Genomic DNA, 13,514 nt, shown 5'->3' on the forward strand with positions numbered 1-13,514 from the left:
GTCAGCCTCCCTGCGGGGTCAGCGAGGCCTCGATCAGGCCCCGGTGGATCACGAGATCGAGCACGTGGCCGGCGGACTCGGACACGGTCTCGCCGGACGTGTCGATCCGCAGGTCGGGCAGCATCGGCTCCTCGTAGGCGGCATCGACCCCGGTGAGCCCGGCCAGCGCGCCGCTGGCCCGCTTCGCGTACAGGCCCTTGACGTCGCGGCGCTGGCAGACCGCCAGCGGGGTCGCGACGTGGACTTCGATGAAGGCGAGCCCGGCGTCGTCGTGCCGGGTGCGCATCAGGTCACGATCGCTCGCGTACGGCGCGATCGCCGCCACGATGGCGAGAACACCGTGGCGGGCCAGCAAAATCGCGACGGTGGTGATCCGGCTGAGGTTCTTTTCCCGGTCTTCGCGGGAGAGGCCGAGCTCCGGCCAGAGGCGGCGGCGCACGTCGTCGCCGTCGAGCACCTCGGCGGCCTGCCCGGCGCGGGTGGCGAGGTCCCGCGTGGCGGTGGCCAGTGTGGTCTTCCCCGAACTCGGCAACCCGGTCAGCAGGACCGTGCCGCCTCGTTTCCGTTCGTTCACGTGCTATTTCTGGCAGCAGAAGAGGGGGCGCGGATAGCGAATTCCCGAGCTGCGATCCGACCATCGGTTTCTCTAATAGATGCCCGCGCGGGAACGGGATCCTGCGAGACTGGTCCGCGTGATCAGCACATCGGTGCGAGTCCTGTCCGTCAGCCGGGAAGCCGAAGACGTACTGTCCTTTGTGCTCACCGACCCCTCCGACCCCTCCGGCGCGCCGTTGCCGCCGTGGACCCCCGGCGCACACGTCGATGTGCTGCTGCCCGGCGGTCTGGAGCGCCAGTATTCGCTGTGCGGTGACCCGGCGAACCGCGACAGCTACCGCATCGCGGTGCTGCGCGAGCAGCCGAGCCGTGGCGGTTCGGCACACCTGCACGACGAGGTGAAGCCCGGATCGATACTGGAGATCCGCGAGCCGCGTAACAATTTTCCGTTAACGGAAGCGGAATCCTACGTGTTGATCGCGGGCGGGATCGGGATCACCCCGCTGCTGCCGATGATCCGCGAACTCGACGGACGTGGCGCCGCCTGGCAACTGCATTACGGCGGCCGCCAGCGTGCGCGGATGGCGTTTGCCGCCGAACTGGCCGCCTACGGCGAAAAGGTCAGCTGGTATCCCGAGGACGAATGCGGGCTCATTCCGCTGGAGCAGATCCTCGGCCAGGTGACCCAGGGCACACTCGTCTACTGCTGTGGCCCCGAACCGCTGCTGGCCGCCGTCGAGCAGCGCGCGGAGCCGGCGATTCTGCGCACGGAACGCTTCCACCCCAAGGAGATCGAGACCGGGCCCGATCGCCCGCTGACCGTCGAGCTGGCGCTGTCCGGCCAGACCGTCGAAGTGCCCGCGCACATGTCCATTTTGGACGCACTGGAGCGGGCGGGCGCGGACGTGCCGTCGTCGTGCCGCGAGGGAACGTGCGCGACGTGCGAGACCACGGTACTGGAAGGCGAGATCGACCACCGGGACTCGGTTTTGACGCCGGAGGAACAGGAATCGGGCCGGACGATGCTGATCTGCGTCTCCCGCGCCCGCGCGGACCGGCTCGTCCTCGATGCCTGACCACGGAAGGCAGGAACCATGTACGACGTGATCGTCGTCGGCGCGCGCTGCGCCGGTGCCACTACCGCGATGCTGCTGGCCCGGCGCGGGTACCGGGTGCTCTGCGTCGACAGGGCGACCTTCCCCAAGGACACGGTCTCCACGCATCTGCTCCGCCAGGGCGGTCTCGCCCGGCTGCGTGACTGGGGCCTGCTGGACGAGCTGAAGGCCACCGGCTGCACGCCCGTGCACACCATCACGATGTCCTACGACGACGCGATGTTCTCCGGTTTCTCCGACCCGATCGACGGGATCGAAGAGATCTACGCGCCCCGGCGGATCGTGCTCGACAACCTGCTGCAGGACGCCGCCCGCGCGGCCGGAGTCGAGCTGCGCCAAGGGATCGCGGTCACCGGGCTGGTCCGCGACGGCGAAACCGTGACCGGTATCACCGGCCGCGACGAGCAGGACCGGACGATCACCGAGCACGCCCGCCTGGTGATCGGCGCGGACGGCCGCGCCTCCACCGTCGCGCAGCTCACCGGCGCCGAGCAGTACAACGTGGTGCCGGCGCACACCTTCACCTGCTACTCGTACTGGACCGGCCTGCAGATGCAGAGCCAGCTGCGGATCCGGGACCGGCAGGCGGTCGGCGGCTGGCCCACCCATGACGGCAAGACGCTGCTCTGGGTCGTGCAGATGGTGGACCGGTTCAGCGAGTTCCGCACGGACATCGAGGGCAACTTCCACCGGGCGTTCAAGGAAACCGCGCCCGATCTCGCGGAGCTGGTCGGCACCGGCGAGCGGGACGAGCGGTTCTACGTCGCGCGGCAGCCCGAGAACTTCTACCGGGTCTCGCACGGCGAGGGCTGGGCGCTGGTCGGCGACGCCGGCTACCACAAGGACCCGTTCACCGGCCTCGGGATCAGCGACGCGTTCAGCTACGCCGACCTGCTCGCGGAGCGGGCGCACGAAGGCCTGTCCGGGGCGCGGCCGCTGACCGAGGCACTCGCCGAATACCAGGCGCAGCGCGACAAGTCGAGCAAGGGCATGTACAGGTTCACCTGCGAGTCGTCGAAACTGGTGTTCCCGGACAACTACCTCGAAGTGATGCGGGCGCTCCCGGCCAGCCCCCAGCACACCCAGCAGTGGTTCCGGATGATGGCCGGCGGGCTCAACGGCCGCGACTTCTTCACCGAGGACAACCTGCGGGCCCTGTTCGAGGCGGCGGCATGACCGTGCAACCCTTTGCCACCAACGGGATCTACCGCGACGACGCCGGGATCGCGCAGTACGAGAACCAGCCTGAGTCGCTCGTCGCGATGCTGCGCGCCACCGTGGAGCAGTGGCCCGAGCAGGAGGCGATCGCGGAGGTCGACGGCGAGCACCTGTCCTACCGGCAGCTGTGGGACCGCGCGGCGCGCGTCGCGGGAGGCTTGCGGGACAACGGAATCCGGCCCGGCGACCGGGTCGGCGTGCTGCTCGACAACGGCGCGGACTGGGTGCTCGGCTTCCTCGGCAGCGTGCTGGCCGGCGGGGTGCCGGTGCCGGTCAACACCCGGTTCGCCGCCCCGGAGATCGAGTACGTGCTCACCGACTCGGCCGTCTCGCACGCGCTGCGGCCCGGTGCGCCACTGCCGGACGGCGCACCTTATGCCTATGACGGCGCGGTTTCCGCCGATCTGGCCGCGATCTTCTACACCAGCGGCACCACCGGCCGCCCCAAGGGCGCGATGACCACGCACGGCAACTTTCTGTCCACTGTGGAGAACACACGCCGCCTGGTCGGCATCGCCGACGGCGAGGGACCGCGACTGCGGAACCTGGTGTCCGTGCCGCTGTTCCACGTCACCGCGTGCAACAGCCAGCTGATCCCGCAGCTCGCGATCGGCGGCAGCACGATCGTGCTGCCCAAGTTCGCCGTGCAGACCTTCCTGCGTGCGATGGTCGACGAGCGCGTCACCTCGATCACCAACACGCCCGCGATCTACTATCTGGCGTTCCGGCAGGAGAACTTCGGCGACTTCGACCTGAGCGGCATCAACCGGGTCGCCTACGGTGGCGCGCCGGTCGCGCCCGCGCTCGTCGAGCAGATCGCGAAGCACTTCCCGAACGCCCGTCTCGCCAACGGTTTCGGGCTCACCGAGACGTCCTCGATCTCGACCTACCTGCCGCACGAGTGGGCGCTGGAGCACCCCGAGTCGGTCGGGTTCGCCGCACCCGTGGTCGACCTGGCCCTCGACTCGCCGGACGACGCGGGTGTCGGAGAACTGCTGATCCGTGGTCCGAATGTCGTTGCGGGCTACTGGAACAAGCCCGACGCGACCGCCGCGACGTTCGTCGACGGCTGGCTGCGGACGGGCGACCTCGCCCGGATCGACGAACAGGGCCTGGTGTCGATCGCCGACCGGGCGAAGGACATGATCAACCGCGGCGGCGAGAACGTGTACTGCGTCGAGGTGGAGAACGCGCTGGCCGGTGCGCCGGGGATCGGCGAGTCGGCGGTGGTGGGCGTGCCGGACTCGATGATGGGCGAGAAGGTCGGCGCGGTCGTGGTGCCGGTGGCCGGCACCGGGTTCGACGAGGCCGCGGTGCTGGCCTACCTGCGTGACCGGCTCGCGGATTTCAAGGTGCCGCAGTACTTTTCGGTGCGCTCGGAACCGTTGCCGCGCAACCCCGGCGGGAAGATCCTGAAGGACCGGCTGCGCTCCGAGCCGTTCAAGCCCGCTTCTCGTGGGTAGCGAGCCGTTTCGCCCGCAGGTTCACCAGGATCGACCGGAGCAGCACTGCCGGGCTCGCCAGCGTGCTGGGGTGCTTGAGCATGAAGGTGACCTCGTCGAAGCGCCGGCAGATCTCGCTGTCGTGCACGGAGGCGGCGATGATCTGGCCGTTGATCCATTGGAGCACCTTGTAGAAGCGCGGGTACGGCCCGTCGACGTGCGGCAGCGCGAGGTCGGCCCCGGTGGAGATGGACCACGCGGCGTCCACGACGACCTTCTGCAACTCGAAGAAGCCGCGCGCCGGCTTCGACAGGTCAGGCCGCGAGCGCAGGAATTCGGACAGGCACGAGGCGTGCAGCGTCGCGGACGACATGCCCTGGCCGTAGATGGGGTTGAACGAGGCGACCGCGTCGCCGACCACGACCAGCCGCGCCGGCATCCGCTCGAGCAGGTGGAAGTCGCGCCGCCGGCTGTCGGCGTGCCGGTAGGTCCGTACGTCCTCGACGACCTCGTTCGACACCACCTGGCCGAACACGGGCGGGAACTCCGTGCGGCACAAGGTGATCAGGTCCTCGGTGGTCCGGCCCGGCCGGTGCTCGGCGTAGCCGCCGGCCATCACCAGCCACCGGTCCCGCTCGACCTGGCAGATCGCCACGCCGGCAACGTGCGGGGACAGCTCCGGCGAGCACACGGCCAGCAGCGCGTTGACATCCGGCCCGTCCCCGTTCCGGCGGAAGGCGGCGGTGGCATAGTTGAGGTCGACGATCATTCGCTGCATGGCGGGCCGCTGCCAGCCACCCTGCTCCAGCCAGTCGCTGAGCCGGCTGGACCGCCCCATCGCGTCCACCACGAAGTCCGCCCGCTCCACGGTCTCCGCGCCGTCGGCCTCCAGCCGCACGCCGGTCACGGCGTCGCCGTCGAACCGCACGCCGGTGGCCCGGCCGGTGATCGCCTTCACGTTGGGCAGCGCGAGTGTGTGCCGGCGCATCTGAGCCTCCAGGAACGGGCGGCTGCCGCTGAGCATCATCGCCTGCGAGCCGCTGACCTTGCGCACGCCGTCCGTGTAGGCGTGCCGGACCGACGCGGGCGCCGGGCGCGCGCCGCCGGCCAGCGCCTGCTCGGCGAACCCGGGAAACCACCGTTCCAGCTGCCGGAGCCCGCCGGGCAGCAGCGCGTGGATCTGGTTGCCCTGCGGCACTCCAGCCCGCGGCTCGCTGCTCGCGCCGGGGTCGTCGCGCTCGATGACGAGCACCGTCTCGGCGTGGTCGGCGAGCACCCGGGCCGCCAGCAGCCCGGCGACGCTGCCGCCGATGACGATCGCGGTGCCGAACAGGACAGGCGTGTCCGTCGGCGGCTTCGGCTCACTGAGCCGGTCGAAGACGGCGGCGGGCGAGATCGGCATGGTGTTGTCCCCCAACGAACGCGACGGCGATGGGTCAAACCTTAGGGGCATTGGCCGCACGCCATGGCCGGAACGCGCGTAAGGGCAACATCGTCCTCCCGAAGTGTCAGTGCCGATCGCCGATCAGGTGGCGTGCGCCCGCGGGAAAAGCGTGATGCTGGACCGTTTCTGCTCCCCGAACGCGTAGATGTCGTCGTCCGGGGACAGCTCCTCGGGACGGTAGCCGATCACGGTGGAGATCCGGCCGAGGGCGGCGTCGTAGGTGTCGGTGTAGTAGAGCGCCCGGCTCACCCGGGTGTAGGCCGGATCGGTGCCGCGGTCGGTGCCGGACAGGTTGACGTTCGCGGTGAACCAGCCCGACGGCGCCGCCAGCAACGGCGGCAGGGTCCGGGCGGCCGCCTCGGAAACCCAGCTCCAGTCCCAGGTTCCGGGCTCGCTCCACGGTCCGCCGAACTCGCGGGACACCGCGATCCCCGGCACCCCACGGCAAGCCGCTTCGAGCACGGCGCCATAGGTGCCGCTGACCATCAGTGAGCCGCCGAGGTTTTCGCCGGCGTTGACCCCGGACAGGCACAGGTCCGGCGGCGGCAGCACCCCCGAAGTCAGCGCGAACACGACGCAGCCGGCCGGGGTGGATCGCACGTGGATCGCGGGGATCCCGGCGATCGGCTCGGTCCACGCCCACTCGGCGGGCACGCCGCTGCGCCGCGACTGCGACGCGCCGGACATCTGCTCGCTGGGCGCGACCACCGTCGCGTCCCAGCCGAGCACGCGCACCGTCTCCGCGAGCGCCCGCAATCCGGGCGCCCGGTAGCCGTCATCATTCGTGATCAGTACGCGCACCGCTGGCCTCCGATTTTCACTCGCTCAGGCCTCCAACCGCATCCCGGTCGCCGGGTCGAACAAATGCAGCCGCTCGGCGGGGACGTGCACCCGGACCGGCTCCCCGGCGGCGGGCACCGGATCGTTCGCCGGCACCGTGACGGCCCACCGGCCCGAATCACCGGTGCACTGCGCGATCATCGCGTCCCCGGTGAACTCGACCAGATCCACCACACCGTCGGCGACCAGCCCCGGCGCTTCGGTGTGACGCAGCGTGCCGTCCCCGGGCCGCCAGCCCAGCCGCACCTCGGCCGGCACCCCGCGCAGCGGCCGCGGCAGCCGCGCGCCGAGCCCGGGCGCGGTGAGCCGGTCACCGGTGTCGTGCACGGTCACGGTGGCCAGGTTCATCGGCGGGCTCCCGAGGAACGTCGCGACGAACTCGTCCTGCGGGCGCCGGTAGACCTCGGCCGGGCTGCCCGCCTGCAGCACGTGGCCCTTGCTGAGCACGACCAGGTGCGTGGCCATCGACAGCGCCTCGAGCTGGTCGTGCGTGACGAGGACGACCGTGTTGCCGAGTTCGCGATGCAGCCGGACCAGTTCGGCCCGCGCCTGCTGGCGCAGCTGAGCGTCCAATGCGGACAGTGGCTCGTCGAGCAGCAGCACCTTCGGCCGCCGCACGATGGCCCTGGCCAGCCCGACCCGCTGGCGCTCGCCGCCGGACAGCTGCCCGGGACGGCGCCGGCGCAGCGCGGTCAGCCCGAGGCTTTCACACGCCTGCGTCACCCGGCGCTCGATCTCGGCACTGTCCAAACCGGACTCGCTACGGTGCTTCGCGGCCAGCCGCAGCCCGAAGGAGATGTTGCGCTCGACCGTCATGTGCGGGTACAGCGCGAAGTCCTGGAACACCATGGACACCCCGCGCCGCCCCGGCGGGGCGTGCGTGACGTCGGTGCCGTCGATGAGCACCCGCCCGGCGGTCGGCTCTTCCAGCCCGGAAACGATCCGCAGCGCGGTCGTCTTGCCGCAGCCCGACGGGCCGACGAACACGGTCAGCGAGCCGCTCGGCACGTGCAGGCTGGCCACGTCGAGCGCGGCCCGGCCGCTGTCGAAACGCTTGCTCACCCCGTCGAGCAGGACACCGGCCGGTGGCGCGTTTTCGGCGCCCGGCACGGGCGACTCGATCAGTTTGGCACTGGTCATCTCAACCCCGAATGCAGGAAGGCGTCCGCGATCCGGCGCGACGCGAGGACGTAGATGGTCACCACCGGCAGTGACGCCAGCATGGCGGCCGCGAGCAGCGGACCGTACTGCGGGTTCTCCGGGCCGGTGAACAGCGCCAGCCCCGGCTGGATCGTGGTGTCCTCGGGGTTCGGCATCACCAGCAGCGGCCACAGGTACTCGTTCCAGGTGTTGATGAACAGCAGGATCGAGACCGCGCCCAGCGCCGGGCGCAGCAGGCCGAGCACCACATGCCACAGGATTTCCAGTGGGGTGGCGCCTTCCAGGATCGCCGCGCCGATCAGCGACGGCGGCAGCGCGCGGATATGGTCGCGCAGCAGCAGAACCGCCAGCGCGCTGGTGCCCAGTTGCGGGATGATCAGCCCGATCGGGTTGCCCTGCCAGCCGAACTGCGTGGTGAGCAGGAACTGGGGGATGATCAGTGCCTGCGGCGGGATCAGCAGCGCGGCCCCGACGGCGCCCAGCATCAGGCCGCGGCCGCGCGCCTTTTCGAAGCGCACCAAGGCATAGGCGGCGGGCAGTGCCACGAGGATGTTGGCGACGGTCACGCCCGCGGCCATCACCAGCGTGTTGAGCAGCAGCCGGCCGATCGCGTACCGGCCGAGCGCGGCCTGGTAGTTCTCCAGCGAACCCGGCCACGGGATGGGACTCATGTCGTAGATCGTGGACAGCGGCTTGAACGACGTGCTGAGCCCCCACACCACCGGCAGCAGCATCAGGACGACGGCCGCGATCAGCAGCGCGTGCCGGCCGACGGCGTTACCGACTCGCACGGAACCTCCTGGACAGGAATGCGTAGCCGGCGAGCAGCAGGCCGAACGCGACGGCGATCACGATCGCCGCCGCGGAGGCGGTGCCGGCGTCGAAGAAGGTGAACGCGTAGGTGTAGAGCCGGAAGTACACGTTGTCGGTCGCGTTGCTGGGCCCGCCCCTGGTGAGCACCGAGATGTTGGTGAACAGCCACGGCCACACCACCACCAGCGACAGCATCCCGAGCAGGATCATGGTCCGCCGCAGCTGCGGGATGACGACGGCCCTGGTGATCTCGCCCTCGCGGGCGTCGTCCATCCGCGCGGCCTCCACGGTGCGCCGGTCCACGTTCGCCAGCGCCGCGCCGAACAGCAAAGTGTTGAGCGCCACCACCTTCGGCACCGTGACGGCCACGATCGTCAGCAGGGCGGTGTGCGGGTCGCCGAGCCAGTTGACCGCCGGCAGCCCCACCGCCCTGAGGGTCTGGTTCACCGCGCCGTGCAAGGGATCGAGGATGAACTGCCAGGCGAGCGCGTTCGCCACGGGCGCGACCACGACCGGCAGGAACAGCAGCATCCGGTAGATCTCGCTGGCACGGCCGGGACGTTTCCACATCGCGATCGCCAGCGCGCACGGCACCACGGTCGCGAACGGCAGCACACACAGCCCGTACAGCACGGTGTTCCACGCCGCGTTGCCGAATTCCGGCTGTGTGACAAGGGTTCCGTAGTTCCGCAGGCCCTGCCACGCCGCGTCGGGGGAAACCAGGTTCCAGTCCAGGAAACTCAGCACCGCGGTGAACAGCAGCGGGCCGTACACCCAGATCAGCAGCGAGACGATGGCCGGCGTGAAGTACAACCACGCCAAGGCCGAGCCCGTTTTGCGCGCGGGCCCGGCCTTGGTCTGTGTCGCGAGCGTCATGCCCGGATCGGTGCGGTGAGCATGCCGCGCGTGGTTTCGAGCGCCTCCGCGTAGTGCCGCGCGTGCCGCATCTCGATGATGACGGCCGGTTCGCGCGGATACGGCACCGCGAGCACCTCCGCGAGCGGGATCGTGCCCCAGCCGGGCGGCAGGTGCAGGTCGCCCTCGCCGAGCAGCTCCAGCTCGTAGGCGTCGGCCTCGGGCTGCTTCGCCATCCGGCCGAAGTTGTCGTGGAAGTGCAGGTGCCCGACGAGCGGGGCCACCGCCTTCACCGCGGCCAGATAGTCGTACTGCAAATAGCTGGCAGCCAGGTAGGCGTGGCCGACATCGAGGCACATCGAGACCTGCGGGTGGTCGATCTCGCGCACCTGTTCGGCGACCAGGTCCAGCCGCATCCCGTAGGAGCGGCGGGTGAGTACGGCCGGGGTGGGCGCCCGGTTCTCCACGGCGATCATGATGCCGCGGGCGCCCGCCTCGTCGGCCAGGTCACGCAGCTGCTCTCGCTCGGTAGCCATCCCGGCGGCCAGTTCGGCACCGTCGCTGTACCGGTTCGCCAGCACGCCGGCGTGGTAGACCAGTACCTCGGCGCCGATCGCCGCGGCCACTTCCAGATCCGCCCGCAATCCCTGGTACTGCACCGAAGCGGACGTCGCGTCGAGCAGGTTGCCGGTCCGCCCCGAGGAGAACCACGCGCTGTGCAGGGTCAGCCGCAGCGGGCAGTCCGCCAGGGAGTCGCGCAGTGCCGCCAGCCGCGAGCGCTGCACCTGACCGGCCATCACCACGCCCAGGCCGCAGCCACCGAGCTCGGCATAACCGAACCCGGCGGCCGCCGCCTCGTCGAGGAACGACCGCATCTCGTCGAAGTCCGAGCGCAGGAGCTGCTTGCCGGACCAGACGTTGACGGTCAGGCCGATCTTGTTGAGCAGGGCAAGGCCGGTCGGGACTCCGTCCGGGGACGTCTGGGTGGAGAGCTGTTTCGACAAGCTACGTAACCTTTCTGGGGCAGGGCACGTCATCGGGCCCTGGTGGGGACGGACTCGCCCGGCCTCAGCCGAGCGAGCGGATCTTTGCCGCGGCGGCGTGCAGTGTCGCCGCCGGATCGGCGCCGCGGAGCACGATCGGTTCCACGGCCTCGTCCTGCAGGACCACCACACCCTGGTTGGACTTCTTGCCGGGGAAGGTGGTGTACGGGGCGAGATCGGCCAACTGCTGCAGCGCCGGACCGAGCCGCGGGTCCGCCGCGGACGCGGCCGCCGCGCGCAGCGGGAGGTAACCCATCGACGAGGCGATGTACTCGAAGCTCTTCTCGCTGGTCAGGAACTGCACGAACTTCCATGCCGCCTGGGCCTTGGCGCTGTCCTTGGCCAGGATCGACAGGCCGTTACCGGAGAAGGTGGGATGTGCCGGCATGCCCTCGAATCCGGGGAACGGCGCCACTCCCAGCGTGTACTTGCCCTTCGCCGCCTTGTCGAGCGTTACCAGCCCGCCCGCGGTGGTGACCAGCATGCCGAGCTTGCCGGCGCTGAAGGCACTCTGCGCCGAGTCGAACTGGACCGCCGGCTGGGCGCCGGACTTGGTCAGGTCCTGGACGGCGGACAGCGCGGTGATGGCCTGCGGCGAGTCCACCGTGATGTCCCCGTTCGGGGTCACCAGCCCGCCGCCGGCGCTGTCGACCAGCGACTGCGTCAGGTAGTCGGACTTGCCGGGGTCGACGGCCGAGACGTAGGTGCCGTCGGCGCCGGTCTTGGCCTTGATCGTCAGCGCGGCCTGCTTCATCTGGTCGATCGTCGTGGGCGGGTGCGCCGGGTCCAGACCCGCGGCCTTGAACAGGTCCGTGTTGTAGAACAGCACGGGCGTCGCCATCAGGAACGGCATCGACACGATCTTCTGCTGGCCCGCGACGGGCGTCGCCTTGAGCACCGACGGCACGATGCCGTCGAGCGTGTTCTTCCAGTCCTCGGCGGAGGTGATGTCCTCGAACGGGCGCAGCGGCAACGTTCCGGCCGCCTGCGCGACCTTGCTCCAGCCGATCTGCGCGACGTCGGGCGGGTTGCCCGCGACGACCGAAGCCTGCAGCTTCGTCAGGACATCGGCGGTCGGCACCGGCTGTGCCTCCACCTTGATCTCCGGGTTCGCGGCCTCGAAGTCCGCGATGAGCTTCTTGGTCCCGTCACCGACGGCGCTGGCCTGGCCGACGGTGTAGGACAGGAAGGTGATGGTGACGGGACCGCCGGAGGCGGCCGTCGAGCCGCTCTGGCCACATCCGGCGAGCAGCGCTGCGACCGCGCCGAGCGCGATCACCAGTCCGGCCCGACGGCCTCGACGATGCGATTTCATGCCTGCCCTTTCAGCAGAGTATCCACAATGGACGCAAATGGTGAATTCGAAACTAGTCCAGGGAAAACTCCCGCCGGGTTAACGAGAGCCGAACAGTCGCATCGTGAAGCAGGTCGCAGCGAACGATTCGACTCGCGAATCAATCCGGGCGGATCCCGCTGTGCCGCACGGTCAGGTGCTGGATCCCGCGCAGGTTCACGTTGGAGCGGTAGCTCAGCGAACCCGGCTCCAGCACCGGGTCGATCACGCGGGTCGCGAAGGCGGACAGCGCGGCCGCCCCTTCGGCCCGGCCGAGTGCCGCGGCCAGGCAGAAGTGCGCGCCCGCGGAGAACGCGAGGTGGTCGGCCGCGCCGCGCCCGACGTCGAACCGCTCGGCGTCGGGGTAGTGCTCGGGATCGCGGTTCGCCGAAGCCAATAGCACCAACATGGCCGTGCCGGGCGTGATGTGCATCCCGTTGACGTCCATGTCTTTCGTAGCGATCCGCATGACGAACTGGATCGGCGCGTCGTAGCGCAGCGACTCGTCGGCGGCGCTCATGCCGAGTCCGGGCTCGGCGCGGAGCCGGGCCAGCTCGTCCGGGTTGCGGGTCAGCGCGAGCACCCCGTTCGCGATCATGTTCGCGGTCGTCTCGTGCCCGGCGACCATCAGCAGCACCGAGGTGGCGAGCAGCTCGCCCTCGGTCAGCATCTCGCCCTGCTCCTCGACCTGGATCAGCCGGGACAGCAGATCTTCGCCGAGGTTGCCGCGGCGGCGCGCGATCAGGTCCTTCAGGTAGTCCTGCAGCTCGTTGCGAGCGCCTTCGGCGTCGTCGAGATCGTTGTTGGGCACCACCATGCTGAAGTCCAGGACGCGGCCGAGCCGCCGCGCGGCCGGCTCGAAGTCGCCGTACTCCTCGACCGGGATGCCCAGCAGCAGGCACATGATCCGGACCGGCAGCGGCAGGGCGAAGTCGCGGACCACGTCGAACTCGGTGCGGCCGCTCAGGTTCTCCAGCAGCTCGGCGATGATCTCGTGGATCTGGGGCTCCACGCTCGCCACGACGCGCGGGGTGAACGCCTTCGACACGAGCCTACGGATGCGGGTGTGCGACGGCGGGTCGAGGAACAGCAAGGATTCCGGCCGGTCCGGGTGGTTGCGGCCGAGCCGCGACAGCTTAGGGTCGTTGCGGACGGAGGGATCGCGCAGCACCCGCTGGGCGTCGGCATACCGGGCGATGACGACCAGATCGCCGTTCTTGGCGACCAGTGGCGTCTCCGCACGAAGTTCGCGAAGCAGGGCGTAGGGATTCGGTCGGGATTCGGGAGCGAAGAGCTCCGCCAGCGCCGACTCGGCGTCACGCCGGCTGGCAACCGTGGTCGTCATTTGGACTACTCCTTGTACAGGTGTGGAATCGCTGGAAACAGCCATTTCTTTCACCGGCAACGCGGAACGCGGAACTTCTGTCGAATTTCGAACGGCAGCCGGATGATGCCGTTCACCTCGCCAAAAGCGTTCCACCAGGCCGCCCGGCGCGGCAACAGGAAACAAACTATTGATCAATTTCCGTCCGATATGGATGATTCCAGCACATTGCCACCCGGCGGCTTTTCCGGCGAATTCGTCCATAGTGGACGGTGGTGCGCCCGTCGGCTGATGTTGCCACGTTGTTACGGCACGCACGGCCGGGTGGCAAGAGTTCGGACAACGCTCATCTGCGCTTCATGGTCAGGTTC

Annotated in this window: 12 protein-coding genes; 3 read left to right on the forward strand and 9 right to left on the reverse strand. The window is 69.6% G+C overall.

What is annotated here, in order from left to right; all coding sequences use genetic code 11:
• Position 1: 1 nt before the first annotated feature.
• Complete coding sequence (cysC, locus tag LOZ83_RS34960; protein WP_236796141.1) at positions 2 to 574, reverse strand: adenylyl-sulfate kinase; 573 nt, start codon at positions 572 to 574, stop codon at positions 2 to 4.
• A 118-nt stretch (positions 575 to 692) separates the two neighbouring features.
• Between cysC and LOZ83_RS34965 the strand changes: the two genes are divergently transcribed.
• Genes LOZ83_RS34965 through LOZ83_RS34975 form a run of 3 tightly spaced genes read left to right on the forward strand, consistent with a single transcriptional unit; the run spans position 693 to position 4,351 of the window.
• A complete protein-coding gene (locus tag LOZ83_RS34965) occupies positions 693 to 1,631 on the forward strand; it encodes a PDR/VanB family oxidoreductase (RefSeq protein ID WP_236796142.1) in 939 nt (312 codons plus the stop codon).
• A gap of 18 nt (positions 1,632 to 1,649) precedes the next feature.
• The gene (locus LOZ83_RS34970; RefSeq protein WP_236796143.1) at positions 1,650 to 2,846 is read left to right on the forward strand and encodes an NAD(P)/FAD-dependent oxidoreductase; all 1,197 of its coding nucleotides are present in this window, start codon (positions 1,650 to 1,652) and stop codon (positions 2,844 to 2,846) included.
• Positions 2,843 to 4,351 carry a class I adenylate-forming enzyme family protein gene (locus LOZ83_RS34975; protein ID WP_236796144.1) on the forward strand — a complete coding sequence of 503 codons (1,509 nt, stop codon included), beginning with the start codon at positions 2,843 to 2,845 and terminating at the stop codon, positions 4,349 to 4,351. Before LOZ83_RS34970 ends, LOZ83_RS34975 begins: the two co-directional genes overlap by 4 nt.
• Here LOZ83_RS34975 and LOZ83_RS34980 read toward each other — a convergent pair.
• The 8 genes from LOZ83_RS34980 to LOZ83_RS35015 form a co-directional block, all read right to left on the reverse strand.
• Positions 4,329 to 5,732, reverse strand: a complete 1,404-nt coding sequence (locus LOZ83_RS34980) for an NAD(P)/FAD-dependent oxidoreductase (protein ID WP_236796145.1) — start codon at positions 5,730 to 5,732, stop codon at positions 4,329 to 4,331. The two genes, LOZ83_RS34975 and LOZ83_RS34980, sit on opposite strands and share 23 nt — an antisense overlap.
• 123 nt (positions 5,733 to 5,855) lie before the next feature.
• Positions 5,856 to 6,575 carry a 5'/3'-nucleotidase SurE gene (locus tag LOZ83_RS34985; protein WP_236796146.1) on the reverse strand — a complete coding sequence of 240 codons (720 nt, stop codon included), beginning with the start codon at positions 6,573 to 6,575 and terminating at the stop codon, positions 5,856 to 5,858.
• Positions 6,576 to 6,599: 24 nt separating this feature from the next.
• Positions 6,600 to 7,754: an ABC transporter ATP-binding protein gene (locus tag LOZ83_RS34990; RefSeq protein ID WP_236796147.1), complete on the reverse strand. Its 1,155-nt coding sequence runs from the start codon at positions 7,752 to 7,754 to the stop codon at positions 6,600 to 6,602.
• Positions 7,751 to 8,566: a carbohydrate ABC transporter permease gene (locus LOZ83_RS34995; RefSeq protein WP_236796148.1), complete on the reverse strand. Its 816-nt coding sequence runs from the start codon at positions 8,564 to 8,566 to the stop codon at positions 7,751 to 7,753. The genes LOZ83_RS34990 and LOZ83_RS34995 overlap by 4 nt, the downstream gene beginning before the upstream one ends.
• Positions 8,553 to 9,464 (reverse strand): carbohydrate ABC transporter permease, encoded by a 912-nt coding sequence (locus LOZ83_RS35000; protein ID WP_236796149.1) that lies wholly within the window; start codon positions 9,462 to 9,464, stop codon positions 8,553 to 8,555. The genes LOZ83_RS34995 and LOZ83_RS35000 overlap by 14 nt, the downstream gene beginning before the upstream one ends.
• Positions 9,461 to 10,447, reverse strand: coding sequence for a sugar phosphate isomerase/epimerase (locus tag LOZ83_RS35005; protein WP_236796150.1), 987 nt, complete (start codon positions 10,445 to 10,447; stop codon positions 9,461 to 9,463). The genes LOZ83_RS35000 and LOZ83_RS35005 overlap by 4 nt, the downstream gene beginning before the upstream one ends.
• A 64-nt stretch (positions 10,448 to 10,511) precedes the next feature.
• Positions 10,512 to 11,801: an ABC transporter substrate-binding protein gene (locus LOZ83_RS35010; protein WP_236796151.1), complete on the reverse strand. Its 1,290-nt coding sequence runs from the start codon at positions 11,799 to 11,801 to the stop codon at positions 10,512 to 10,514.
• A 139-nt stretch (positions 11,802 to 11,940) separates the two neighbouring features.
• A complete protein-coding gene (locus LOZ83_RS35015) occupies positions 11,941 to 13,164 on the reverse strand; it encodes a cytochrome P450 (RefSeq protein ID WP_236796152.1) in 1,224 nt (407 codons plus the stop codon).
• Between the last annotated feature and the right edge of the window lie 350 nt (positions 13,165 to 13,514).

The organism is Amycolatopsis sp. GM8 (assembly GCF_021653975.1).
Taxonomy (GTDB): domain Bacteria; phylum Actinomycetota; class Actinomycetes; order Mycobacteriales; family Pseudonocardiaceae; genus Amycolatopsis_E.